Origin of the sequence: Sphingomonas mucosissima (assembly GCF_002197665.1) — a bacterium.
In the GTDB taxonomy this organism is placed as follows: domain Bacteria; phylum Pseudomonadota; class Alphaproteobacteria; order Sphingomonadales; family Sphingomonadaceae; genus Sphingomonas; species Sphingomonas mucosissima.
On sequence record NZ_NBBJ01000002.1, the window covers coordinates 527,229 to 553,875 of the forward strand.

The following is a 26,647-nucleotide window of genomic DNA, read 5'->3' on the forward strand; positions in this document are numbered from 1 at the left end:
GAACGTTTTGGGTTCCGCCTAGGGGACGGAGGCGTAGATCGTGCGACTGAACGAAATCGATCGGGGGGCTAGAGGCCAGCAGGTCCAGCTTCTTCAGCACCTGCTCAACGACAAGCAGAAGCCCCGGCCACCGCTGGATCTCGACGGTGTGTTCGGGCCTGCGACCGAGCGGGTGGTGCGTAACTACCAGTCCCGCAATCAACTGGAGGTAGATGGGATCGTCGGCCAGCGCACCTGGTCGAGCCTGGGCGTGACGGGCGCCTCGCTGGCACCCTCTCCCTCAACTCCGACGCGAGCGGTGACCCCGCCGTCGGTACGGCAGCTACCGATCGGCGGCGGTTCGGCCGCGCGCCCGCCCGCGCCGGCACCGACGGCCGCCCGCCCGGCCCCGCGGCGCAGCCCGCAGCTGGAGGCGCCCGGCACGGCGATTGGCGCACCGTGGATGCGTGTCGCGCTTGCCGAGATGGGCGTGCAGGAAGCGCGCGGCGCAGCAAACAACAAGCGAATTATGGAGTATCACGCCGCAACGACGCTCGGCAGCCAGGCCGATTCCGTGCCGTGGTGCGCGTCCTTCGTGAACTGGGTACTGGCGCAGGTGAACATTCGCGGCACGCGCAGCGCGGCAGCCGCGAGCTTCACTGACATGAACTGGGGTCGCGCCCTGGAGACGCCGCGTTATGGCGCGATCATCCACCTGCGTCAGAAGCGGCGGAGCAATGATCGCTCGACCGGCTCATCCAGCGGTAATCACGTAGCCTTTTTTGTCAGCCAGACCGCCACGCACATCAAGCTGCTGGGCGGCAACCAGAGCGATTCGGTGAAGGAATCGAACTTCTCGCTGGCAAGCTACGATGTGAAAGGAATTCGATGGCCGTCATAAAAATGGGGAACATGGCGCTGTTGCTGGCGCTTGCCGCATGCAGCGCGGAGCCAGGGGTGGCGAACGCAGCGACGGCAGCCGAGGCAGAGCCCGCGCAGGGCTCTACGGCGCCTACCGCCGCCAAGCCGGCGAATGAGCAGTTCGTCACCTACTGGCAGCGGTTCCGTAAGGCGGCGCTCGCGGGGGACATCGCGGCCATCGCCGCCGCCAGTGCCCCGCGCGTGAAGACGCACGGAGCCCTCGACAGCGATCCAAGCGAGGAGGTCGCCGCCGCGGCGGTGCCGCCGCTCGTCAAGCAGGCGCTCGCCGACGATGCGGCGATCGAGGCGGGTGGCCGCACGCTGCGGCAGGTGATGGAAAGCGCGACGGCACCAAAGCGCGAGGCGAATGACCCGCTCGGCTATCGCCGGGTCGGCGCGTTTGTGTTCGAACAAGTAAAGGGCCGCTGGTTTCTCACCGAAATCTACGCAGAATAACGAATAACGCGCCGGCTGCCGCAACGCAGCCGGCATCGCGTCGCGCCTTCTGGGACGAGGCGCGCACGACGATAATAATAACAAAAGGGGGTCAGGGCTTGCGACAGGCCGTGAGTACGAGCGTGGGAGTGATCGGCCTGGCGGCGGCGTTGGCCGCGATGCCGGCAATGGCGCAGATGGTGCCGCCGACGGCCCCCCCCAGTCTGCCGCCCAACCTGCCGACCCGGCAGGAGGTGACGCCGCCGACACCTGATCCCACAAGCAACGATTCGCGCGCTCAGGTCGATGCACGCGGCGCATTTCGGCAAGGGAACTGTCCGTTTGTCACTTCGCCGCTGAAGGTGACCGTGTCGCGGCTGGAATTTACCCGACCCGACGGCTCGTCGCTCCAGCCGGTGATCGCCGAGGCACTGGCCGGGCTGGAACTGCCCGCTGGCGAGCAACCGATCGCAGTGGTGTGCGATATCCGTGATGCGGCCAACGCTGCGCTGCGCCGCAAAGGCTGGATCGCCTCGGTGCAAATCCCCGCTCAGGAGATCGCCGATGGCGTACTGAAGCTGCAGGTGGTTACCGCCAGGATCGTCCAGATGCGCATTCGCGGGGACGCCGGCCGCTACGAAGCGCTGCTGCGCGAGCGGCTGGCCGAAATCGAAGCGATGGACCCGCTGAACGAGCGCGAGGCGGAACGGCTGCTGCTGCTCGCCGGTGACGTACCGGGGCTGGACGTTGCGCTGTCGCTGCAAGCGTCGGGAGGCGCGCAGGGCGAGGTGATTGGCGATCTAACCGTCAGCTCGCGGCGGTTCGCGGTGTTCGCCAATGCGCAGAACTACAATGCGCGCGTGCTGGGGCGCGAGACGGTCTATGCGCGTGGCGAGGTCTATGGCCTAACAGGCATGGGCGACATTACCTATTTCGGCGCCTCGACGACGACCGACTTTCAGGAACAGATCATCCTGCAGGGCGGTCATATCTTCCAACTGGGCAGCGGTGGCACGACGTTCGGTGCGCGCGCGACGTATGCCTGGTCGCGGCCCGACCTTGGCGAGCTGGACCTCAGGACCAACACGCTCGCGACCGGCTTCGACGTGATGCATCCGCTCATCCGATCGATCCGGTCGAACGCGCGGGTGCGCGGCGGCTTCGACTATATCGATCAGATCGCGCGTGTCGGCAGCGGCGATAATGCGGTGACGTTAACCGAGGATAAGCTGCGCGTTGTCTTTGCCGGTATCGACGCAGACCACACGATCCTCGACCGCAACGGCAATCCGTTCTTCTCGATCGCGGCGAGCGGCGAGGTGCGCAAGGGGCTGGGGATCCTGGGCGCGAGCGAAGGTGGCTTCGCCAATGGTGTGCTGACCTCGCGATTGTACGGCAACCCGAAGGCATGGGTGATCCGCGGCATCGTGGATGCGACGGTCCGGTTGGGACCGGTCTTCAGCTTTGCCGCGACGGGGCAGATGCAATGGGCCAATGATGCGCTCCTCAATTATGAGGAATTCGCGCTCGGCAGCCTGACGATCGGGCGCGGCTATGATCCGGGCTCGAACTCGGGCGATCGCGCGGCGGGTGGGCGGTTTGAGCTACGCGCCGATCCGGCGGTCACGCCCAAGTTCGGTACGCTATTCTATGCGTTTTACGACCGGCTGCACCTGCGCAACCTCGATCGCGTCCGGCTGGAAGGACCGCGCACCTTCGAGAGCGTCGGCGGCGGGCTGCGCTTCTCGCTGCCCAATGCCATGGTGCTCGACGTCGCCTACGCCAAGCCGCTCGACAAGGCGCTGCTGCTCGACGAGCGCAAGCCGCCGGCACGTGTGCTGGTGTCGCTCACCGTCCAGCTGCGCGATCGTGCGCGTTAAAGGAAGCCCGTGGTGTCTGCTCCCCTAAACCATCGCTCGTTCCGCCGCACGCTGGCGCTATCCACCGCTTTGGGCGGCTTTCTGGCGCTGCCCGTTGCGGCCCAGACCGTCACGCTGCCGAACCAGAACAGTATCCAGGACGTGAACGTCAGCCTCTTGGGAAGCGGCCCGGAGCTGTCGCTGAGCAACAATGACACGCGGCTCAACGTCAATCTGCGCGCGGCGACCACGGTGATCGATTGGCGGGGGTTCAACATTCCCGAGGACCACACGATCAATTTCAGCAACGGACGGATCGTGAGCGGCGCGGCGGCGGTGCTGAACCGTGACGTGTCGTCCAACCCGTCGCAACTGCTCGGCAACCTGACCAGCGGGCGCGACGTGTCGGTCTGGGTGATGAACGCCAACGGGATCCTTGTCGGATCGGGCGCGAACTTCAGCACGGGGTCGCTGGTACTCTCGACGCTCGACATCACGCCGAGTGATTTCATCAACGCGGGCGGCGACTTCCGTCTGCGATCGCCTGCGGGCAAGGAAGCCTCGGCTATCACCGTGGCGAACGGCGCTACGTTCACCGTGGACGGGCAGACGCGCGGGCTGGTGATGGTCGCGCCGAAAATCGATGCCCATGGCGAGTTCATCGCCAGGGGGCAGGATGTCGCCTTCGTCAGTGCGACAGACGTGACGCTCGGCTACCGCAGCGGCAGCCCGCTGACGGTGACGATCAACCGGGGAACCCCGGTGTCGGGGACGGGCCAGCTGATCCAGGGCAAGGTAGAGGGCAACAACGCCCTGTTCGCGCTCGCCACGGCGGAGGCGATCACCAACTCGCTGCTCAAGGTATCGGCCGAGGTGACGACCGCCAGTGCGGGGTCGCGCGGCATTGTCCTTTCCGCCGGGCGCACGAGCGACATGCCCGGTGTGACGTTGGGCAACGATACGGCCACTACTGGCGCCCCGGTGGGCATCGCCATCGATGGCCTGCTGCGTACCGAAGGCACGAACGGCCGGGTTGCGATAGGCGCCACTGGTGCAGTGACGGTGAACGGCGCGGTCGCGACGAACACTGACGTGATGATCGCTGCCGCGGGCGCGCTTGGCATTACGGGCCAGATCGGTGCTGTTGATGATGTGCGGCTCTCGGCTAATGGCATCTCGTTTGGCAGTGCTACGTCGACGAGCACCGATCCGACAACAGTGCGCGCGGGTGACCAGCTCCGCCTGACCTCCACCGATGGAAACATCGGCGCAGTCGGCCCGCTGACATTGCAGTCCGGTGCCACGGGCAACGACGGTCTGGTGATCGAAACCCGCGGTACGGTCGGCGGCGACATCCTCCTTGGCAGCGAAAGCAGGCTGGACGCGGGCGGCGACAGGAACGGCGGCGTCACTGTTCGCCTGCGCGACGCAGCCAATTCCGTGAAGCTAGGCAATGTGTCCGCCCGTGCATTGCGGAGTGCGGTCGGCACGGGCGGCACCGGCAACGGCCTGCGAAGCAGCGCTGCTGTTTCACTGGGCGATGTGAACCTGCGCGAGGCGCTGGTGATCGAAGCGGGGGGACTCAGCGGCGGGGCACTCGCGTCAGACCGCAACATCAATCTGCGCTCATCCGGTGCGATCTCAGTCACCGGGCTCGACGCCAGGGACGGCTCGGCCACGGCGCGCGCGGCGGGTGTGATTGCCGCGACCGGAACCGTGCGAGCCACGGGAGGACAATCCGATGCCGTAATCGACACGACGGCGTCGATCTCGCTCGCCAGCATCTCGGCCGGGCGCGATGTCATCGTCGGTGGATCGTCCGTGGCGGATGACGTGACGGTCACCGGGAACGTAGCGGCCGGGCGGACCTATCAGATCGACGCGAACCAGGTGACGCTCGGCGGCGCAGATCCGGTAATCCAAATGGCCCGCAACGGCGTGCGAATCACCTCTGGAAGCGGCGGCATCATCGGCCTGAGCGGATTGACGTTAGCCGCGGACGTGAGCGGGAGCGCCACTGGCATGACGCTGGCGATCGATCCGACGCGGATCACCAATGGCGGCACGATCAACTTCGACGCCGACTCGCGCCTGTTTGGTGGACCCGACCGCACTTCGGACATCCGCATCCGTTCGGCCGACGGCGCGAGCATCGTTCGGCTCGGGGACGTTAGCGCGCGCGGCTTGCTGGGCGCGAGCGGCACGGCCGATTTCTCTACCGGGCTGACACGAACCGGCGCATTAGAGACAGGGAAGATCGTGCTGCGCCGCGACTTGCGACTGTCGGCGAGCAACATTACGACGGGTGATCTTTCCACCAACAGCGCGATCGTCCTGTCCTCGGCGGGTGCCATGACGACGGGTAGTCTGGCGGCAGGCACAACTGTAAGTGGCAATGCGCTGGGCACGCTCGCGGTCAACGGCGACGTGATCGGCAATCAGGATGTCACGCTGACCGGCGGCACGATAAACTTCGCGGGCACTGCGTTGCAAAGCGGCGGCAGCATCGACGTGCTCGCCCGCAGCGGCTCGATCACCGGCGCGGTGCCGTTGGCGATCACGTCCACGAGCAGCGACGCCAGTGATTTCATCCGACTGGGCGCGGCAGGGCCAGGGGGTATCGCACTTGCGGCGGGCAGCGCGATCACCGGCGGTGCGAACCGCGCGATCGGGGTGCGGATCTTCACGGCGGGCGATGCGCCGCTGGCGCTCGGCGATGTGACGGCGCGGTCACTGGGAACGCTCGCCGCGATCGACGCGAGTCCGCTCGGTGCGGCGGGCGCATTCCGATCGCAAGGGTCGTTATCGTTCGGGCGCCTGAACCTTGTGCAAGGCTTTACGGCAGAAAGTGTCGCCGGCGACCTGACGGTGGCCGCGATTTCCGTCACGGGCGACGGCCAGGGCATCGACTTGCGGGCAGGCGCCGGCACGCTTTTCGTGCAGACGGATATGAACGCCAGCGGCGCGATCACGCTGATGAGCGGGAGCAACCTGACGATAGGCACGGTGGAGAGCCGCGATGCCGCGCTGACCGTATCGAGCGGCGGCGTGCTGACCGCCGGCACCTTGCGTGGCCGCACGGGCGTCGTCGCGAGCGGCACGAGCCTAAGTTTGGGCGACGTGGATGGCGGCACGGGCGTCGTTAGGCTCACCGCGACGAGCGACGCCGGGACGGCGCGCGACGTGACCGGGGCGCAAGGTGTCACGGTGAGCGGGACGGCTTTGTCGCTCGGTACCGTCACTGCGGCGGGCGGCGCCGTGATGCTGAACGCGCTCACCGGTGACGTATCGTCGGGGAACCTTGCCGGGGCGCAGGGCGTGGCGGCGAGCGGGGCCGCGTTGCTGCTGGGCGACGTGCAAGCCACTGCTGGTGCGGTGACGCTGGACGCGCGCACCGGCGACATTTCGGCGCGGAACCTCACGGGTGCGCAGGGCGTAACCGCGAACGGCGCCGCTTTGCTGCTGGGCAACGTGGAAGCCGGAGGCGGTGCGGTGACGCTGAACGCGCGCACTGGCGACATCTCGTCCGGGAACCTCATCGGTGCGCGAGGTGTAACGGCGAGCGCGGCGGCCTTGTCTCTCGGCAACGTCGATGCTGCTTCCGGTGCGGTCGCGTTGACGGCTCGCGCTGGCACGATCTCGGCGGAGACAGTGAACGGCGCACTCGGCGTGACGGGGAGCGGCGCGGCCTTGTCGCTCGGTAACGTTGATGGCGCAGCGGACGCGGTGTCGCTGGTCGCGACGTCCGGGGATCTGACCGCGGGCGCCATACAGGGCGGCAGTGTGACCCTGAGCACGCCCGGCGGCGCAATCGACGTGGGAGGAGCATTGTCGGCGCGCAATGGGGCGATCGACGCGCAAGCCGCGGGTGCGATCACCGCCAACGGCGGTGTCACTTCGGACGGCGGCGGCGTTCGTCTGGCCTCGGGCGGCGGTGCGATATCGGCGATCGGCGGTGTACAATCTGACGGCGACGTGACGCTGTCGGGCACCTCGATTACGCTGGGCGGCGTAAACCAGGCGCGGGGTAGCTATCTCGCGGCCGCGAGCGCCGGCGGTATCAACCGGGAAGGCCAAGGCGGATCCATCCGAGCCAACAGCGGCGGGGCGGGCGACGGCGGCATTACCTTGTCCGCCACCAGCGGCGCGATCGCGCTGGGTGAGACGCGGCTGGCGGCAGGCGCAGGCGATGTCGTGCTGGGCACTGATGGCAGCGGGATCGCCGTCGGGGCGGTCGAGGCGGGCAGCCTCACGGCAACCGGCGTCGCCAATGCGGGTGCGGCGATCCGGACCGCCGACCTTAGCCTTGGCACGGGGTTGACCCTTTCCGCGAATGGCGCCGTGCGAACGGGCGCTATCAGTGTTGCGGACGGCGCTGTTATTCTCACCAGCCGCGCGAGCGACGTTACGACCGGCGCCATTGGGGCGAACGGAACCGCGACGCTTTCCGGCAACAGCCTCGAGTTCGGCGATGTCGAGACGACAGGGCTGACTGCAACGGCAACGAGCGGCGGCATCGTGGGTGGCGCGATCAGAACTGCCGGAAACGTCACCCTGAATGCTGTCACGAGCGTCAGATCGGGCGTGGTGACATCCGCCACGGGCGATATCGCGATTGCCGGCGCCGGCCCGATCACCATCGGCGGTGTCGAAGCTGGCGGCGCCGCAACGGTCATCGGCAGCGCGAGCGACGTCGACGTGGTGGTGACGAACGGTGTCCGCTCCGTGAACGCCGCAACTGTGCGATCGGGCGGCGACATCCTAACGCCGTTCGTGATCAGCAGCGCCGGTGACCTTACTGTTGCCGCGCCTAATGGCCGGGTCGCCGGCCTGGAGCCCGGTACCGGTGCAGACCTTGCCGCCGGGCCGGGCGGCGCCTTTTCGTTAACGGTCGGCGCGGATGCCGAACTCGGCACCGTCACGGGTGGCAACATCTCGATCACTGCCACGTCAATCACGGCTGACAGCATAGCGGGCGGCAGTCAGGCCGTGACGCTACGGGCGACGGCCGGCGACCTCAGCGTTTTCGGGCCGGTGGTAGGTGGCGATATCTCGCTGACGTCGGTTCGCGACACACGTCTCGGCACGATCGACGCGTCGGGCGTGGTGACGATCGGCGGCGGGCGCAGCCTAGCGTTCGATACCGTTTCGGGCGCTTCGATCGGCGTGACGGGTGGCACGGTCAGTGGCACTGCGCTTCGATCGGTGGGTGCGATCGGCATCGGCGCCACCGCAGCGACGTTGAATGCCGTCGAGGCCGGCAGGTTGACCGCCAATGTCACGGAGACGCTGGCAATCAATGCAACCACAACGACCGGTGACGCGACGCTCACGGCGGGAGGAGCGATGCTGGTCAATACCTTATCGGCTGGTGGCTCGCTGGCGATCGATGCGGCGGCGGGGCTGACGTTTGATCGGCTTAGCGGCCGTTCAGTTGCGATTGGCGGCGGCGCGATCCGCGGCAATGCTATCAACGCGGGTGCGGCAGTGACCCTGCGCGGCGTGTCGGCCGAACTAGGCGCAGTGGACGCTGGCACGCTGACGGCTGATGTCACTGAGGCGTCCTCGGTTCAGGCGATCACGACGGCCGGCAGCGCGACGCTGACGAGCGGCGGGGAGTTGGCGCTCAACACCGTATCGGCTGGTGGCGCACTGGCGATCGATGCCGCGGCGGGGCTGACGTTTGATCGGCTTCGCGGTGATTCGGTGGCGGTGGGCGGTGGTGCGATCCGTGGCAATACGATCGATGCGGATGCAGCGATCACGCTTCGCAGTGTGTCAGCCGAACTGAGTGCGGTGAAAGCCGGCACGCTGACCGCTAATGTCGCCGATGGACTTGCGATTGGCACCACTGCCACAATTGGCGATGCGACGCTGACGGCTGGCCGGGATATGGCGCTCAACACCGTGTCGGCTGGGGGCACGCTGGCGATCGATGCCGCGGCGGGGCTGACATTCGATCGGCTGGCGGGCAATGCGGTAACCGTTGGCGGCAGGACGATCCGCGGCAACGCAATCGATGCGAATTCGTCGGTGACGATCGCGGGAACGACCGTCGATCTGGGTGCAGTGAATGCGGACAGCTTCGTGGGCGATGTTGCCGATGCGCTCTCGCTGGGTACGGTCATGACGCGCGGTGACGCAACATTGTCCGCTGGCGGGGCAATGACTTTCAACATGGTATCGGCTGGCGGCTCGATCATTGCTAGCGGCGGCACAATCCGTGGTAACGCGATGGATGCCGGCGCTTCGGCGGCGCTGCGTGGCGCCACGATCGCACTGTCCCGCGTGGATGCGGGCATGCTCACCGCCGAGGCTGCTGACGCGCTGTCGATCGGCTCGATCATCACGCGCGGCGATTCGACGCTCGCGGCCGGTGGGACGATGTCGGTTGATACCGTATCAGCTGCCCGCACGCTGGCGATTGGTGCAACAGCCGGTGTGACGTTCGATCGCCTAGCCGCCAATGCGGTGACCGTCGCCGGTAGCGCCGTTCGCGGTAACGCTATCGCCGCGGATGCGGGGGTGACGGTGCGCGGCGCGACCATCGATCTCGGGGCGGTAAATGCGGGCGCGGATTTCACCGGTACTGGCAGCGGCGCAGTTGCGGTAGGCGCGATCACCACCGGCGGTGATGCGGTGGTCAGTAGCGGTGGCGCCGCCACAATCGGGAACGTTTCCGCGGCGCGGGCCTATCGCGTGACGGGCGGCGCCGTGACGCTCGGCGGGGTGCAGCAGGCGACCGGCGAGGTGCGCATCGTTACAACGGGCGGCGCTGTTCAGGGCGCGGAGCTGAGCCTCACAAGCGGCGCGGCGATGGTGCTGGAAGGCGCAGGCGGGGTGAACCTCGGCGGTACGGCGGTACGAGCTGGCGGTGCGCTGGGACTTCGCGCCGGCAGTGGGAACGCCATCCGGCTCGGCAGTGTCGAAGCCACGTCCGTCGGCGGCTTCAACGGTACTATGATCACCGACCGGCTCACGCATGAGGGGTCTTTTGCGGCCGGTGACGTCACTGCCGGCTCGATTGGCGTCACGCTGAATGCCGGCGACCTGGCGCTCGGGCGGGTGAACGGACGCGGCGCCGTGTCGCTAGTCGCGACCGGATCGGTGCGGACGGGTGATATCGATGCCGCCCGCCTCGACGCTAGGGCGGGCGCCGGGCTGACGCTTGGGACCACCAAGGTCGGCGACATGGCGACCCTGGCCGGCACGTCGATCGTAACGCCGCAAGTGACCGCGGGCGCGCTGACGATCACAACCGCCGGTGCGATCAGTGGCGTTGGCGACGGCGCGGATGGCGGACGGGCAGCGCTGCGCACCACGGCTGGTGACATCGTGCTTGATGCGAACACCGCACGGTTGGGCGAGGTTAACTCGGCCGGGGCAGCAACACTGCGGGTCGGAACCATCAACGCCGCGGGACGACTGGCCGCGGCCCGGCAGCTGTTGATCGAGGCGCGATTGGCGCTGACGCTGGGCGAGGCGAGCGCCGGGGGCGACTTGACGCTCAAGGCTACCGATGCGGTTCGCACCGGCGCGCTCACCGCGGCGGGCAAGCTGGCGGTGGAGGGTAGTGCCATTACGCTCGGCAGCGCCACGGCAACCGCAGGTATCGCGCTTGACGCTGCGGGCCTGGTGCGCTCGGGTGCATTGACGGGCGGACCATCGGTGACAATCCGCGGGGCGGACGCCGAGCTTTCCGGCGTGGTGCGGGGCACCAGCGTGCAGTTCGCTACGCGCGACCCGGCGAGCACGGCGCTACGCATTGGTGACGGTACGGCCGGTGACGGCTTCCGCCTATCCACAAGCGAGGTTGGCTTTGTCACCGCTGATGCGCTGCAGTTCGACAGCGGCAGCGGCGCGATGGAGATCGGTACAGTCGCGCTGACCTCAACGAATGCAAAGTCGATCTCCATGCTCTCAAGCGGCGACGTCCTCGTGTCCGGGCAACTGTCGTCGGGTGGGGGCGCACAGGCGATCCGCATCGGCGGCAATGCCGGCGATAGCCAAGCTCAGACACTCCACGTTGTCGCGACAAGCGATGCCGGAGGGCGGTTGTATGTCGACGGCGCGGACCTCGAACTACGCGCAAATCGCATCGCGGTTGGGCTAGCGCCGGGCTTCATCGATACGCTGCAACCCGGCGAAGCCGGGATTGCGCAGGCTGCCGCGTTGATCGGCAACGCCAATTCCGCACTTTACAATCCGCTGCTCGGCGGCGCGGCCTACGCGCCTGACGCGACGACCACGCTGGCCGCGCGATCGTTGACCGTGCGCTTCGGTGACTATGCACTGTTCCAGAACAGCGCGATCCCTGGGCAGAATTCGGGCGTGACGCTCGGCAGTGTGGCGGCGCCGACGCAGTCGGCGCTGAGCGTGTCGAGTTCGGCACCGCCGGCTTCGGCAAGCTTTGCGCTGTTCGGTACGATTAACGGCATCTCGGGAGCGAGCACGGCGCTGCTTGGTGACCCCGTGATCGAGATCGATCCGACACTGCTGGCGAACAGCCGCATCAACGGGTGCCTCGCGCGGTCGGGCGCAGGGTGCCTCACCACCATCGTGATCCAGCCGACGTTGCAGGTATTCAACTGGAACAGCGAGGCGGTCTTCGGGATCCGGCAGGACGTCTCTCTGCCGTTCAGCCCGATTATTGGCGCGAACAACGAAGAATTGCTCAGCGGCCTTCCCGCGCTCGCGCCTGAAGAGCTCCAGAATACACAACCGCCAGCCGACCAGCCGCAGGAGCCAAGGCCTTGATCCGTACCCGTGTCGCGGCGCTGCTTGCCGGCGCCGCCACCGCCCTTGCCGGCTGCGTCGCGACTCCGCCGCCGGCGCGGCTCGACAGCTTCAGCCTAGGCAGCAATGCGGCGGGCGAGCGTTGCTCGGCGGCGCGGGCCTGGAACGATCCGGCGGCGCCGGATGCGTTCTCGCGCGCTTATGCGATCACCTGCTCCAGCGCGACCGCGAGCCGGCCGCTGGGCAGCGTGCGGGCGGTGAAGCCGGCCGCTATAGCGGCGGTGGATGCGCAATTCGACTGCGGCGCGAAACGCGATGTGACGATCGAGGGACAGCGGGCCAGTGCGGCGCGCTGCTTCGATCGGCAGACGGGGCTGGACTCCGTGCGGCTGGACCTCGTCCGCGGCGATCGGTTGTACGTCGCCTCGGCGACCCCCGCGCTGCTGCCGCAGGCGGAAGAGGCGCTGACGATCGCCGCTGGGCTGCGCACGCCGCGGATCGGCGAGACGCGGACGCCCGCGTCGAGCGTGGATCTGGCAGAGCTGGCGCCGCGCCCGGGCGAGACCGTGCCGGTCGAGCTTGCGGCGGCACCAGCGGGTGCGGCGGAAGCGCTCGCTCAAGGTATCGCGCTTAATCATAAGGGGCTACACATCGATGCCTCGCGCGTTCTCAACGATGCGATTTCGCGCCTGACGTCGGCTACGGCTGCAGGGCTGCGTGCGGAGCTGGAGCTGGAAGCGGGTCTTGCGGATTCGAATATCCGCTTCCCCGAAGCGGCGCAGGCGCATTTCAAAGCCGCCCGCGAGACGCTCGATGCGACGCCCACGGCACGCACGTCGTTCCTAGCGCGCAAGCAGGATACCTATTACGCGCTCGACGCGATCAATCGTGGCGCGTTCTCAGAGGCGCTGGCACTGCTCAACCGGCTTGACAGCAGCGCGGCCGCAGAAGCGCAGCCGTTGCGCGATCCGGCGACACTGGTGGCGCTCAACCAGCCGGTGACTGGCGGACGCGGCATGCCGGCACTTGCGGATGTGGCGCAGCTTTCGCGGCTCGTACTCGACGCGCAGGCGCGCTACGCCCGCAGCGTCGCGCTGCTGGGGAGTGGCGATGCGGACGGCGCGACGACGCAGATCGAGGCGGCGGCGGCCATCTATCGCCCGCTCACCAATGCCCGGCTCGACCAGACGCAGCTCTACTGGTTGGGCGCGCGGATCGCGCGGCAGCAGGGGCGGCTAGCGGCACGGCGCGGTGATTATCGCGCGGCTGTCGAGCAGCTTGACGTAACCGTGGAAGCGTTGCGGCGGGGCTCGATCGCCAATGCCGGGACCGGCGCGGAGCCGGCGATCGCCGAGGCGGAGCTTGACCGGGCGGCGGTGTTCGCGCGCAGCGGCGTGCCGCGCGTCGAGGCGCGGGCAGCCTTCAAGAGCGCGGTGGAATCGCTGATCGCATCCAATTCGACGTCGGCGGGCGGCGCGATTGCGATGGAGGATTACCTCGACTTGCTAGTGAGCGAGAGCGCTACGCCGCAAGCGGACACGTACCACCTGTTCTTTCAGGCGGTGCAGGCCAATGGTGAGCCAGCGGTCGCGCGGCAAATCAGCGAGCTGCGCAACGTCGTCACTGCCGATCCGGCGCTCGCTGTGCTGGTACGCGAACGCGCTGATCTGGAGCGCGAACTCACGCGGCTGCGCTATGCCATTGCCAACAATGAAAGCGGCACGGCCGAGGCATCGGCAGCGGAACTGGCGGCGGCGCGAGCGGCGGCGGAGCAAAGGCTGGTCGAGGTGGACGCGCGGCTTGCCGCCGATCCGCGCTATCGCACGCTGGACGAAAGCCCCGCAACCCTCGCCGAAGTTCGCGCCGCGCTGCGGCCGAATGAGACGTTCCTGAAGCTGACGACGCTCAACCGGCGCGTGTACGGCATGGTCGTCACCGCCGACCGCACGTTTATCTACAAGGTGGCGGAGAGCGACGCGGCGAAGAAGGCGGTGATGGAGCTGGCCGACCAGCTGCGCGGGTCGATCGACGGCAATCTGGGCGCGGGCAAGCTTGTCCCGTTCGACGAGGCGCGGGCCTATACGCTGTTCCGCCTGATCGCGGGCCCGGCCTCCGACGTGCTGGCGGCATCAAAGGCGATCGTCGTCGATCCGTCCGGACCGTTACAGCAATTGCCCGTCGGCGTGCTGGTCACGCGTTATGCGCAGGATCGTGCGCGCAGCGATGCGTTCGACTTTTCGACCACTTCGTTCCTTGCCGCGAATGCTGCAATCTCAACGGCGTTGTCGCCGCGCTCGTTCCTGGTGGCGCGCGCGCTGCCCTCGTCGCGCGCGAGCCGGGCGTTTCTCGGTTTCGGGCAGCATCTGGCCGCCGATCCGGTGGTCGCGCCAGGAGCGGGCGGGATGATCCGGGTCGGCGTCGGATGCACCGTGGCGGCGGACCGGCTCGGCGGCATCGCACGGATCCTCAAGCCGATCGACGGGCGTGAACTGGCCATTGCGGCCGGGGCGCTGGGCACGAGCGACGCCCAGTTCGTCACCGGGGCGGCGTTCAGCGACAGCGGGGTTGAGACGCGCGGCGATCTCGATCAATTCGAGGTCGTTCACTTCGCCACGCACGGCCTGGAAGAAGGGATGTGGGGCTGCGCCAAGTCGCCGCCCGCATTGGTGACGTCGTTCGGCGCACCGGGATCGGACGGGCTGCTCGATTACTCGGAGATCGCGAAGCTGCGGCTTGACGCGAACCTCGTCGTCCTATCGGCTTGCGATACCGCCGCGGGCGTGCGCGGCGAGGCGCTGCGGCGTGCCTCGGGTCAGGAGCAGTCGGGGTCCACACTGGAGGGACTGGTGCGCGCCTTCCTGACCGCCAATGCACGGTCAGTGTTGGCGACCTATTGGCAGGTGTCGGCAGAACAGGAGAGCGACGAATTCATGCGCGCTTTCTACACACAGGGCCGCACCGGATCGATCGGGGAGGCATTGCAATCGGCGCAACGCACGCTGATCGCCAGCCCGCAATATTCGCATCCATTCTACTGGGCGCCGTACTTCCTCGTCGGTGACAGTGCCAAGCCGATGCTGTCGGCCGGCCGTATGGCGCAGGTAGCGGCTCGCTGAGCATGCGCGCGCGGCCGATCGGATTGGCGCTGATCGGCGTGGCGCTGGTTTGGGCTTGGCTCGCGCTGAGCGTGCCGCTTGCGGCAGGTGTAGCCGACACGTCGGGTGGCGCGGCGGGCGAGTTCCTGTTCTCGCTATTCGTGTTCGGACCGATGCTGGCGGTGGCGATCGGGCTGGCGTGGCTGATGAGAACGCTGGAGGGCTGGTCCGTTCGGTCCTTCGGGCAGGGGGCGATGCTGGGACTGGCGGCACTCGCGCTGGCGGTATCCTATTGCGCGGTTGCCGGAACGCTCAGCATCGGGGGCATTGCCGTGACCAGCGCGTGGCCGCTCGGCCTGTTATCGATTGGCGTGCAGGTGATGGCTGAGGAGGCGATGTTCCGCGGCTATGTTCAGCCGCTGCTGGTACGAGGAACGGCCGCAGCGACGGGCGTGATGGCAACAGCGGGAGCGTTCGCGCTGCTGCACGCGGTGCTCGGCGCGACGGACGGCGTTGAACTCACCAACATGCTGCTGGGCGGGTTGCTCTTCGGGCTCCTTGCACTGCGCGGCGGGGTTGGTGCCGCCGCAGGGGCGCATCTGGCGTGGAATGCGGTGGAGCAGCTCGGGCTGGGGCTTGATCCGAATCCGGGCACGGGCGCGTTCGGCGCGCTCGTCGATCTCGACCTCGTCGGCGCGGCGCGCTGGGGCGGATCGGACACGGGGCTGAACGCGAGTTGGGCGATGACCTTTGCGCTTACTGCGACGCTTGGCTTCGTACTCCCGCGGAGCGTCCAACAGAAACCGTCATTCAGCGCGGCTCCGCGCGCCGCGCATCGATAGCATCGCGCGCCGTGCGGAACGCCGCCATCTGGCCTCCGGGTATCGCCTGCCCGCCCGCCGTCTCGATCGAAAGCGGATCGACCGGCTCGCCGTCAACATGGATCTCGTAATGGAGATGCGGCCCGGTCGAGCGCCCGGTGGTGCCCACCTCACCGATTTGCGTGCCCTGCGCGATCTGGGTGCCAGGGCTGATGCCCGGCATGATCGCGTTCATGTGCAGATACAGCGTGTCCCAGCCATTGGCGTGGTGCAGGCGCACGAAATTGCCGTTGGCGCCCTTCATGCCGGCAAAGGTGACGGTGGCGTCGCCAGCGGCGAAGATCGGCGTGCCGGTCGGCGCGGCGAAGTCGGTGCCGCGATGCATCTTTCGGAAGCCGAGGATCGGGTGACCCCGCATGCCGAAGCCCGAGCTGACCCGCGCCGCCTCGACCGGCGTGCGCATCAGCGAGCGGCGGCTGCTGCGCCCGCTGCTGTCGAACCATTCTGCCTCCGGCGCACCGGGGAGCTGGTAGCGGTACAGGGCGCGCGTCTTGGCGGGCGTGGCAAGGTAGGCATAGACGAGCGTCGCCGGACCGACCGGCTCGCCATCGGCATTGACGCGCTCCTCGAAGCCCGCCTCGAAGACGTCACCGGCGGAAACTTCGCGCTGCATGTCGAAATCGTAACGGAAGGCGTTGGCAAAGGCGCCGACCAGCACGTCCTGCACGCCGGCGGCAACAGCGGAGCTGTAGAAGCTTTCGCCATCGAGCTCGCCGCGTATGAAGGTGAGGCGGCGGGTGAGCTTCGCCGACAGCGACTTGGCGGCGAGCGTGCCGTTCGCGTCGCGCTCGATGACGACGCCACCGCCATCAGCATGCGTCGCCGTGAGCGCGTGCAGGCGGGTATGCGCGATCGATACTTCCAGGCGCAACGGGCCGGTTGTGTCGGCGAGCTCTTCGATGGCGAGCGTGCCGGCCGTGTCAGCATCAGTCTGCGTCACGCCCAGGGCGGTGAGGCTCGCGGCGATGCTGGCCGGCCCGGGCACGTTGAGCGTGCGCTGATCGATCGCTTGAGCCGGGCTGGCGGTGGCCGTCGGCGTGGGTTGAGGCTGCTGCGGCGCGCGCGCGGTGTACGCGGCGATTGCGCCCGCGGCGGCGATCGCGAGGGCCACGCCTGTGGGTAAGGTTCGCGGCTTCGAGACCTTGGTAGGCGACGACATCGGTGCGGCCGTCGCCGGTGCAGCCGGCGGTGCGGTGCCCCACGAGCGGGGATCGAAGGATGGCTCCGGATCGTTGCGGTCGTACACGCCGGTTCCGTTCTGGTCTTGCACCAGCGCGGTGCCGGCAGGAAAGCTATTGCCGGGGCGGCGCGTTTTGACAACTGGCCGCGGTGCGGTGTCGGGTTTGGGGGGCTGACGAGACGTGGACAAGAACAGGGTCGCGTGGTCCGAGGGAATGTTCCTGCGGCCGCAGCATTTCCAGGCGCAGGACCGGCACATCGAGGCGCAGCTCAACGCGCGCGTGGGCGGCGTGCGGCCGTGGCCCTGGGGGCTGACCGAGCTGGTGCTCGACGACGATCTCGCCGCCTTGGGCAAGTTCGCGATCGCACGTGCGGTCGGCGTCATGCCCGATGGCACGCCCTTCGCCATCCCCGAGGACATGCCGCCGCCGCCGCCGCTCGATGTGCCCGATGATGCGCGCGATGCGCTCGTCTCGCTGACGCTGCCCGCGCGGCAGGCGGGCGCGGTGCAGTTTCGCGATGCCGAGACCGACAGTCTGGATGCGCGCTTTCTGGTCGACGATGCCGAGGTGATCGACGCCTATTCAAGCGACCGGACAAGCGAGCCGATCGGGCTAGCCCGCCCGAACCTGCGCTTTGGCGTGACGCGTGACCAGACCTATGGCCGCGTGACGCTGGGCCTCGCACGGGTGCGCGAGGTCGACAACAAGAAACTTATGCTCGACGATCGCTACATCCCGTCGACGCTGGACTTCGCTGCGGCGACGCGGCTGCGTGCGGGGCTTTCGGACATCATCGGGCGCGCGGCGCAGCGCGCGGGAGAATTGGCACTACGCGCGGTGGAGGCCACCGACGGCGGGCAGGACACGTTCACCGGCTTCCTGCTGCTTCAGGCGCTCAATCGCTGGATGCCAGTGCTGGATCATCTGCAGCATCTCCCGATGGTTCATCCCGAGCGCCTGTACGAGACATTGATTTCAATGGCGGGCGAACTGGCGACGCTGATCCGCCCCGAGCGGCGCGCACCGCCGCTGCCGCGCTACGACCATGTCGATCCGCAGACCTGTTTCGAGCCGGTGTTCGATTTGCTGCAATCGATGCTGTCCGCGGTGTTCGAGCGGAATGCGATCCAGTTGCCGCTCGATCAGGCGGGGCCGGGCGCCTACGTTTCGCGCATCACCGACAACAATCTGTATCAAACCGGGTATTTCTACCTGGCGGTCGCCGCCGCTGCGCCGGTGGAGGAGATCCGCAGCCTGTTCCCCTCGGTCGCCAAGATCGGGTCGGTGCAGAAGATGCGGCAGATCGTCGATTCGGCGCTTCCCGGCGTGCCGCTGCGCCACACGCCAACGCCGCCGCCGCAGCTCCGCGTGCTGCCGGGATTCGTCTATTTCGAGCTCGATCGCGGCGCGCCCGACTGGCAGGATTTCGCCACGGCCACGGCGCTTGGCCTGCATGTCGCGGGTGACTGGCCGGGGCTGAAGCTGGAGTATTGGTGCGTGAAGCGGAGCGCCAGATGAGCAACGGGGGGGATGACGGCGACAAGACGGTGTTCCGCCCCTCTCCGCTGCAGGGGCTGAAGCGCGGCGCGGGATCGCCAGGCGAGGGTGGCTATGGCGCGCCGCCGCCGCTGTCGCGGACCGGCCATGCGCCTGTTGCGCCGACGCGGCTGAGCGACGATGACGTGCCGCTGCCGGCGACGCCGCCGCGTATCCGCAACGTCATGCTGGCCGAGGCGGAGCCGGTGCTCGCCTTGCTCGCCGCCGTGCGCGCCGGGCGTGTGCGGATGCCAATGCCGGAGTTCCACCGCGAATGCTCGAAGGCGATCGCGACCTTTGAGCGGGCGATCGGGCTGCATTATCCCGAGGAAAAGCGACAGCGCGCCAAATATGCCGTCTGCGCGACGGCCGACGACGTGGCGCAGAACCTGCCCGGCATCGGCACCGATGGCGCCGAATGGGCACGCCGATCGATGGTGGTGCAATTCTTTCATGAAAATATCGGCGGCGACCGCTTCTGGCAGCTGGTCGACGACATGCTGCGCGTGCCGAGCGACAATCTTGATCTGATCGAGCTTTTTCACGCTTGTCTCGCTGCCGGGTTCGAGGGCCGCTTCCGCGTGATGCCGGACGGGCGGCGGCGCTTGCAGGAGATCATGACGCGGCTGCACGGCGCGCTGCCGCACGTGCGCTCGCTCTCGCAGATCGAATTGGTGCCCAACTGGCGCGGCGAGAAGGCGCCGGCGGCGCGGATCGGGCTGAACGTGCTGGCGCTGGCCGCGGCGGGCGCACTGGCGCTGCTGGTTCTGGTCTATGCCGTCCTGCGGCTGATGCTGGCGTCGAGCGGTGACCTGCCGACCGATCGGCTCGCAGCGCTCAACCCCGATACGCGGCTGACGCTGTCGCGACCGGCCGCGGAAATGGCGGCTCAGCAAAGCGAGCAGGCCTCGCGCATCGCCCGCTTCCTGGAGCCGGAGATTCGCGAGGGGCTGGTGACGGTGGAGGAGGATGCGCAGACGGTGCGCGTGCGCACCACCGTGGGGCAATTGTTCGAGTCCGGGTCGGACGAACTGGAAGCGGGGCGCGAAACCCTGTTTCACCGCATCGGCCGCGCGATCGAGGCGGAGCGCGGATCTGTGCTGATCGAGGGCCATGCCGACAACGATCGCGTCGCGACGGTGCGCTTCCCGGATAACATGGCGCTCTCCGAAGCGCGCGCCGAGACGGTCGGAAAACTAATCCGCAGCGACCTGACCGATCCGTCGCGCGTCTCGACCAAGGGGCTGGGGGAAAGCGTGCCCATCGCATCGAACGACACACCCGCGGGCAAATCGCAGAACCGGCGGGTCGAGATCATCGTGCCGAGGCGCTACTGATGCGGCGGTTCTTCTTCGCGCTCGGGCGGTTCCTGTCCAATTGGTACACCGTCACGCTGACGACGGCGCTAATCCTGGCGCTGATCGTCGTCTTCGCGCTGCCGTGGTTTTTCGCATTCTGGCGGCCGTGGAGCGTGCGGATCACCGGCGTGGTGATCATTGTCCTGCTATGGGGGCTGTGGTGGGGATTGCGGCGCCGGCAGGCGAAGAAGCGCGCCGATGCGATCGCCATGGAACTTGCCGGGCCGAACGCGGCAGAGGAGGAAGGGCGCGCGCTCGGCACCCGGATGGGCGAGGCGCTGACCAAGCTGCGCGCCGCCTCGGGCAACAAGCGCGATTATCTCTACAGCCGGCCGTGGTATGTGATCATTGGGCCGCCGGGTGCTGGCAAGACGACCGCGCTGCTGCATTCCGGCCTTCGCTTCCCGTTCGTTGAGCAGGCGGTGAAGGGCGTCGGCGGCACGCGCAATCTCGATTTCTGGTTCGCCGACGAGGCGGTGCTTGTCGATACCGCGGGCCGATATACGACGCAGGACTCCGATGCGACGGTTGATGCCGCGGGCTGGGCCTCCTTCCTGTCGCTGCTGAAGAAGAGCCGCCCGGCGCAGCCGATCAACGGAATCATCGTGGCGGTGGGCGTCGACCTGCTGGTCGGCAGCGATTGCGCCGCGATCGACGCGCATGCGAGCGCGGTGCGCCGGCGGCTGGTGGAGCTCCGCCGCACGCTGGAGACGGCGGTGCCGGTGTACCTCATCGTCACCAAGGCCGATCTGCTCGCCGGCTTCGACGCCTATTTCGACGATCTCGACGTCGAGGGCCGCCGCGCGGTACTCGGCGCGACATTGCCCTACGGCGAAGGTCGGCCGAGTGCCGAGGCGCTGGCGCAGGCCTTTGATACGTCCGCTCAGGCGATCCACGATCGCCAGGCGCGCCGGCTGTTCGAGGAAGTCGACCAGCGTCGCCGCGGCATGATGCTCGGCTTCCCGGCGCAGCTGCGATCCCTACGTGCGCGGCTGATGCGCTTCGCGGAGGGCGCGTTCGTCGCGGGTGATGAGGCGCCGGCGCAGCTGCGCGGCTTCTATCTGACCAGCGGGGTGCAGGAAGGTGCGCCGCTGGACCGGATCCTCGCCGCGATGGGCGAGGTTTATGAAGCGCCGGTCGGCGGCGGCGCGGTGGAGACGCGCAGCCGCGCTTATTTCCTCAATCGGCTGCTGACCGAGGTGATGTTCCCCGAGGCGGGGCTCGTTTCGACCGATCTCAAGGCGAAGACGCGGCGGCGCGCACAGTTGATCGGCGCGCTGGCGGCGATTGGCGTCGCAACCGCTTTGGTGCTGGCGGCTTGGGGGATCAGCTACGGGCGCAACCGGGCGTTCCAGAACGATGTCGCCGAGCGAGCGGCAGTGGCCGAGCGGCAGCTGCGCGAGGCGGGGGTCGATCTGGTGCAAGTGCGCGAGGACGACGCCGATCTGCGGGCGGCACTGCCAGCGCTGGACACGTTGCGCAATCTGCCGCGCGGTTATGCCGAACGGCGCGCGGGTGGTCCGCCGCTCATGATGACCTTTGGCCTCTACCAGCGCAGCCTCAGCAACCAGGCGGAGGAGACGTATCGCGCTGCCTTGCGGCGGATCATGCTGCCGCGCCTGTTGCTGCGGCTGGAAGCGGTGATGACGGCATACGGCAACGATCCGATGCGGCTGTACGAACCGCTCAAGGTCTATCTGATGTTGGGCCAGCGGGGCCCGATGGATGCCAAGGCCGTGAAAGCCTGGGTGACGGGCGACTGGGCGGACGAGCTGTATCCGGGTGCAGACAGCCAAGCCGAGCGCACCGCGCTGACACGGCACCTCGATGCCCTGCTGGAGGACCGCGACCTCGCCTCGGTATGGCCGAACCGCAAGCCGCCGCTCGACGCTAATCTTGTCGCCTCGGCACGCGCCGCGGTGCAGACGCTAAGCCTCGCGGACCGTGCCTATGCCGTGATGCGGCAGAAGGCGGCGGCCGCCGGGCCGGCTTGGGAGGCGGCAAACATCCTGTCGCAGGGCGATGTGCTCGCCTTTGCCGCGCCCGATGCGGTTGCGGACTATCGCATCCCCTATTTCTTTACGCGGGCTGGATACGAGAAGGCGTATCTGCCCGGCCTTGCCACGGTGCAGCAGGATCTCAAGCGCGACCTGTGGGTGCTCGGCGGGGCCGAGGAGGCTGGCGTGGGCGAGGAACTCTCCAACGTGCGGCCGGGTGTCGCCGGGCTCTACGCCAAGGATTATATCGCGGCGTGGGATGGGGTGATCGCGGTGATGAAGCCGGGGGCTTATTTCCAGAACCCGGCGGCGTTCGGCGCCTTCACCAAGAGCCCATCGCCGATGAAGCGCGTGTTGCTGGAGCTGCGCAAGAATACCGTGTTCGCTGGCGGGGTGCAGGCGGGGCTCAAGAAGGCGGGGCGCTATGGCATGAACCGATCGCGCCTAGGCCGTGTCGCCGACGAGATCGGGCGCGATCGGGCGCGCGGACTCGATGCAGGGGACGAGATCACCGCCTATTTCGAGAGCGTCCACGAATATGTTGGCGACGGGCGCGGGTCGGCGCCGATCGATGAGTTCGTCGCAGGGATCAAGGCGGCGGGGCAGGCGGTAATCGCGGCGCAGTCGGTGGGCGGCGGCGGCGGGTCGGAGGCGACGCAGGCGTCAATGGCGGCGGCGCTGGCCACCGTGAAGGCGTCTGCCGCGGGCGCGCCGCCGCAGCTTCAGTCGTTCGTAAACGAGGCGGCGGGCGGCGGCGCGGCGGCGCAGATCGGCGCGGCGAGCGGCGCAGTGACTGACGCTTACGCCAAGACTGTCCTTCCGGCGTGCAAGGAGGTTGCCCAGGAGCACTACCCTTTCTTCGCGGGCGATGCGCCGGACGCGCCGATGGCTGAGACGCTGCGCGTGTTCGGCATGGGCGGCGTGGTCGATCAATTCGTGCGAACGCGGCTGGCGTCGATGATCGACACGGAAGGCCCGGTGTGGCGTTGGCGCGAGGATGATCCGGTGGCCGGCGCACTTAACCCGTCCTCGCCCGAGGCATTCGCGCGCACGGTGGAGTTGCGTGATCTGCTTGCCGGCGGCCTGCCGATCAAGGTGCAGGTGGCGAGCTTCGGTGCCGGCGTAGGCACGGTTGAGCTGTCGAGCGGCGGTACGCGCTATCGCTTCACGCCGGGGAGCAACCAGCCGAAACCGCTGCTGTGGTCAGCCACTGGCGGCCTGCCCGAGGCGTCGCTGGTTATCTACGGCCCGGCGGGCGTGGCGGGGAACACCAATGATGTGCCGCTTGGGCCGGAGATGGAGCGGATCGAGGCTGAGGGGCCATGGGCATTGTTCCGGTTGATGGACAAGGCGGAGAAGCGCAACGCTGGCGAGCAGATGGTGCGCGCGACCTTCGGTGAGGGCAATGCCGCGGTGACGCTTGCCATCGCGTTGCCTAGCAAGCGCAACCCGTTCAGCCGCGCGGGGCTATGGTCGTTCCGCTGTCCGGGAAGCCTATGAGCGCCTGGGTGTTCGGCAAGCTGCCCGCGCACGGCGACTTCGTCGCGCGCGGGATGGCGGCGGTGGAGCGGGTGGCGCTTGATGACTGGCTCTCCGCCGCCCTGCTCGCCGCACGCGATGTTTATGGCGCGGATTTCGAGGAGCGGTTCGACGTTGCGCAGCCGTGGCGAGCGGAGGGCAATGGCGTGACGGGCGCGCTGGCGCCGTCGCAGGATTCTGCCGGTCGGCGCTATCCCGTGCTGCTGCTGTCGTCCGACGCTGAAGATGCGGAGGATCTGCTCTACGCCGCGATCACGGAGGGCTGGAGCGCCGATCGTCTGGCCAAGGAGGCGGGGACCGCGCCGGCGAGGCCGGTCGCGCGATGGTTCGGTCACGCGGCCGAGCGCGCAGGGGAGCGGCCTGCCGATCTCCTGACGGCGATGCTGGCATGACCGGCGGTCTGCGCGCCCGCGCGGTTGCTGCGACGCATCCGGGGCTGAAGCGTGCCGTCAACGAGGATCGCTTCTGCGATCGTGGCGATATCGGGCTATGGGCGGTGGCGGACGGTATGGGCGGACACGCGCATGGCGATTGGGCCTCGAATGCAGTGGTGCAGGCGCTGGAAAGCCTCACCTTGCCAGAGGGCTTCCCCGCTGCGACGCAGGCGGTGGCGGATGCGGTGCACAGCGCCAACCGCCGCATCTGGGCCGAAGCGCAACGACGTACGCAACAGATGGGATCGACCGTGGTCGCGCTGTTGGTGCGCGATTATAGTTTCGCAGCGCTCTGGGTAGGAGACAGCCGCGTCTATGTGCTGCGCGAGGGGCTGCTTCACCCGCTGACGCGCGATCATACCCAGGTGCAGGAGATGGTCGATCGCGGGTTGATCTCGGAGGAGGCGGCGCGCCACCATCCCCGCGGGCATGTGCTGGCGCGCGCCGTTGGGGTCGGCGCCCGGCTGGCCGTGGACGTGGTATCGGACGAGGCGCAGGAGGGCGACGTGTTCTTGCTGTGCAGCGACGGGCTGACGGGAACCGTGGACGAAGCCGAGATCGGGCGGCTGATGGCGCTGCCTGATCGGCAGGCGGGGTTGGACGCGCTGATCGCCGCCGCGCTTGCGGCCGGCGCGCCCGATAATGTCACGGCCATTCTGGTGACTGTGCAGGAGACGACCCGCGCAGCGCTCGATAGTGTAGTGCGATGAATACAGGGGCCGATAATCGGGACGCAAATGGGGAGGAAGACGATCGCACCGTCTATCACCCGCGCCTGCCGGACGAGTCGGAGGGCGAGCGTACCGTCTTCAACTCCCCGCGTGCTCCCGGCGCGCCGCCACCAGGCAGCGGCGGGATCAAGGCCGGCGACACGCTCAACCACATGTTCTCGGTACGCCGCTTCATTGCGCGCGGTGGGATGGGCGAGGTGTTCGAAGGCACCAGCCTCGCCACCGACGAGCGCGTCGCGATCAAGGTGATGCTCCCCGCGCTGGCGGCGGACCCCAATGTGATCGCGTTGTTCCGTCGCGAGGCGCAGACGCTGACACGGCTGCACCATGAGGCGGTGGTGCACTATCGCGGCGCGGCGACTGATCCTGAGCTGGGCGTCTTCTACATCGTTACCGAATATATCGACGGAACGGCGCTGTCGGACCGACTTGGTACACTGCGGCCCGATCCCGCGGCGCTTACGGGCCTGCTCCGCCGGCTCGCCTCAGGGCTAGCAGCGGCGCACCGGCTCGGCGCGATCCACCGCGACGTGTCTCCGGATAATGTGCTGCTTGCCGGCGACGATCTGACGCGCGCGAAGCTGATCGACTTCGGTATCGCCAAGGATCTCGACCCCGGCAGCAAGACGATTGTCGGCGACGGGTTTGCGGGCAAGCTGGGCTATGTCGCGCCCGAGCAGTTGGGCGATTACGACCGCTCGCTGGGTCCATGGACCGACGTGTACAGCCTCGGGCTGGTGATACTGGCGGTGGCGCGCGGCGCCGATCTCGGGCTGGGCGGTACGCTGGTCGATGCGGTGGACAAGAGACGGGCGGGGTTCGACCTCTCCGCACTACCCGCCGCGCTGCGTCCCATCGTGGCGCGGATGGTGAAGGTCGATCCGGCCGATCGCTTCCGCGACATGGAAGCGGTGCTTGCGGCGTTGCGCGACGTAGATGCGCTTTCGCCGCAGCCGCTGCCAGTGCGCTGGATCGCGGTCGGCGCAGTTGTGGCGGTGCTGCTCGTTGTTGTGGCCTTGTTCGCGTTGCGCCCGGGCGAGCAGCCCGCCACCAACGCTGCGCCGGCGTCCGATACGATGCAGCGCGCGCGTTCGGCGATCGACGCGGCGCTGCCCTCAGTCGGGTGCACGTGGCTGAGCATCACCAATATCGCCGAGCGCGCGGGCGGGATCGACGTGGCGCTGGCTGGCGTGGCAGGTAATCCAGCGCAGGCGCAGGGCGAGATCGCCGCGGCGCTGCGCGGCGCGGGCAGCGATGCACGTGCCATCGATTTCGCCGACGTATCGCTGATCACCCCGGCTGGCTGCGCCGCGCTCGACGCGTTTCGCCAGATCCGGGCGACGGGCGCGAGCCGTCTGTCAGTGCCGCAGCGTCGCTTCGCAATGCGTCCGCAGCCGGCCGATTCGGCTTATGCCGGGCGGGTTGCCGCCAACGCTATCGTCGGCATCGCCATTGCCGATCCGTCGCTCGACTTCGCGCTGCTGGGCCTCGAGCCATCCGGCCGCATCGACATGGTGATTCCCAGCCGTGCCGCCTTCCTCGATCAGGTGCGCGCCTCACGCAACGGCGTGCCGATCACTGACCTCGGCCGCGACCGTTACCGCCTCCAGATCGATCTTGATCATGCCGGCTGGTCCGGGTTGCTGCTGGTAACCGGCAAGGGTCCGTTCGACACCGCCGCGCTCGCACCAGACTTGGGCGCCCGCGGCAGCGAGTGGCGAAATCGCATCGCAACGCTCGCGGGAGAACGCGGCTGGCGGACGGATATGGTGTGGTTTGAGTCAGTGCAGGCGGGGCGTGCGAACTGAAGTTGCTGAATGATGGCCGCGGGAGGACGACGAACTTTGAGTTTGTTGAGCTACCATGATCAACGGCTTTGTCCGAATGGCCTACGCGAACACGAAACATCAAACCGCTTTTCGCCCGCCTAGGGCTAGAGTTGCGAGGCCTTGGCTCGGCAGCAGT

The 26,647-nt window shown here is 68.0% G+C and carries 13 protein-coding genes; 12 read left to right on the forward strand and 1 reads right to left on the reverse strand.

Annotation, left to right across the window (positions count from 1 at the left end; genetic code table 11):
* Window positions 1-40: 40 nt before the first annotated feature.
* From SPMU_RS09645 to SPMU_RS09670, 6 genes are all read left to right on the forward strand, one after another.
* The gene (locus SPMU_RS09645; protein ID WP_088333625.1) at window positions 41-880 is read left to right on the forward strand and encodes an NlpC/P60 family protein; all 840 of its coding nucleotides are present in this window, start codon (window positions 41-43) and stop codon (window positions 878-880) included.
* Window positions 868-1,356, forward strand: a complete 489-nt coding sequence (locus SPMU_RS09650; protein ID WP_140418442.1) for a hypothetical protein — start codon at window positions 868-870, stop codon at window positions 1,354-1,356. Before SPMU_RS09645 ends, SPMU_RS09650 begins: the two co-directional genes overlap by 13 nt.
* Window positions 1,357-1,466: 110 nt before the next feature.
* The gene (locus SPMU_RS09655) at window positions 1,467-3,215 is read left to right on the forward strand and encodes a ShlB/FhaC/HecB family hemolysin secretion/activation protein (RefSeq protein ID WP_140418443.1); all 1,749 of its coding nucleotides are present in this window, start codon (window positions 1,467-1,469) and stop codon (window positions 3,213-3,215) included.
* Between the two features lie 12 nt (window positions 3,216-3,227).
* On the forward strand, window positions 3,228-11,951 hold the full coding sequence (locus tag SPMU_RS09660; RefSeq protein WP_169715670.1) for a beta strand repeat-containing protein: 8,724 nt from the start codon (window positions 3,228-3,230) through the stop codon (window positions 11,949-11,951).
* Window positions 11,948-15,046, forward strand: a complete 3,099-nt coding sequence (locus SPMU_RS09665; RefSeq protein ID WP_088333629.1) for a CHAT domain-containing protein — start codon at window positions 11,948-11,950, stop codon at window positions 15,044-15,046. The genes SPMU_RS09660 and SPMU_RS09665 overlap by 4 nt, the downstream gene beginning before the upstream one ends.
* Window positions 15,047-15,048: 2 nt before the next feature.
* Window positions 15,049-15,867: a CPBP family glutamic-type intramembrane protease gene (locus tag SPMU_RS09670; RefSeq protein ID WP_088333630.1), complete on the forward strand. Its 819-nt coding sequence runs from the start codon at window positions 15,049-15,051 to the stop codon at window positions 15,865-15,867.
* Here the strand turns inward: SPMU_RS09670 and SPMU_RS09675 are convergent.
* Window positions 15,836-17,152 carry a M23 family metallopeptidase gene (locus SPMU_RS09675; RefSeq protein WP_169715671.1) on the reverse strand — a complete coding sequence of 439 codons (1,317 nt, stop codon included), beginning with the start codon at window positions 17,150-17,152 and terminating at the stop codon, window positions 15,836-15,838. The two genes, SPMU_RS09670 and SPMU_RS09675, sit on opposite strands and share 32 nt — an antisense overlap.
* 115 nt (window positions 17,153-17,267) lie before the next feature.
* Between SPMU_RS09675 and tssK the strand changes: the two genes are divergently transcribed.
* The 6 genes from tssK to SPMU_RS09705 are packed head-to-tail and all read left to right on the forward strand — an operon-like array spanning window position 17,268 to window position 26,490.
* Window positions 17,268-18,605: a type VI secretion system baseplate subunit TssK gene (gene tssK, locus SPMU_RS09680; RefSeq protein WP_245832989.1), complete on the forward strand. Its 1,338-nt coding sequence runs from the start codon at window positions 17,268-17,270 to the stop codon at window positions 18,603-18,605.
* Window positions 18,602-19,960 carry a type VI secretion system protein TssL, long form gene (gene tssL, locus SPMU_RS09685; RefSeq protein WP_245832992.1) on the forward strand — a complete coding sequence of 453 codons (1,359 nt, stop codon included), beginning with the start codon at window positions 18,602-18,604 and terminating at the stop codon, window positions 19,958-19,960. Before tssK ends, tssL begins: the two co-directional genes overlap by 4 nt.
* Window positions 19,960-23,478, forward strand: a complete 3,519-nt coding sequence (gene tssM / locus SPMU_RS09690; protein ID WP_088333631.1) for a type VI secretion system membrane subunit TssM — start codon at window positions 19,960-19,962, stop codon at window positions 23,476-23,478. The genes tssL and tssM overlap by 1 nt, the downstream gene beginning before the upstream one ends.
* Window positions 23,475-23,909 (forward strand): type VI secretion system-associated protein TagF, encoded by a 435-nt coding sequence (gene tagF / locus SPMU_RS09695; protein WP_169715672.1) that lies wholly within the window; start codon window positions 23,475-23,477, stop codon window positions 23,907-23,909. The genes tssM and tagF overlap by 4 nt, the downstream gene beginning before the upstream one ends.
* Window positions 23,906-24,661: a PP2C family protein-serine/threonine phosphatase gene (locus SPMU_RS09700; protein ID WP_088333633.1), complete on the forward strand. Its 756-nt coding sequence runs from the start codon at window positions 23,906-23,908 to the stop codon at window positions 24,659-24,661. Before tagF ends, SPMU_RS09700 begins: the two co-directional genes overlap by 4 nt.
* Entirely contained in the window at window positions 24,658-26,490 is a 1,833-nt protein-coding gene (locus SPMU_RS09705; protein WP_088333634.1) for a serine/threonine-protein kinase, read from the forward strand. The genes SPMU_RS09700 and SPMU_RS09705 overlap by 4 nt, the downstream gene beginning before the upstream one ends.
* The last annotated feature ends 157 nt before the right edge of the window (window positions 26,491-26,647 follow it).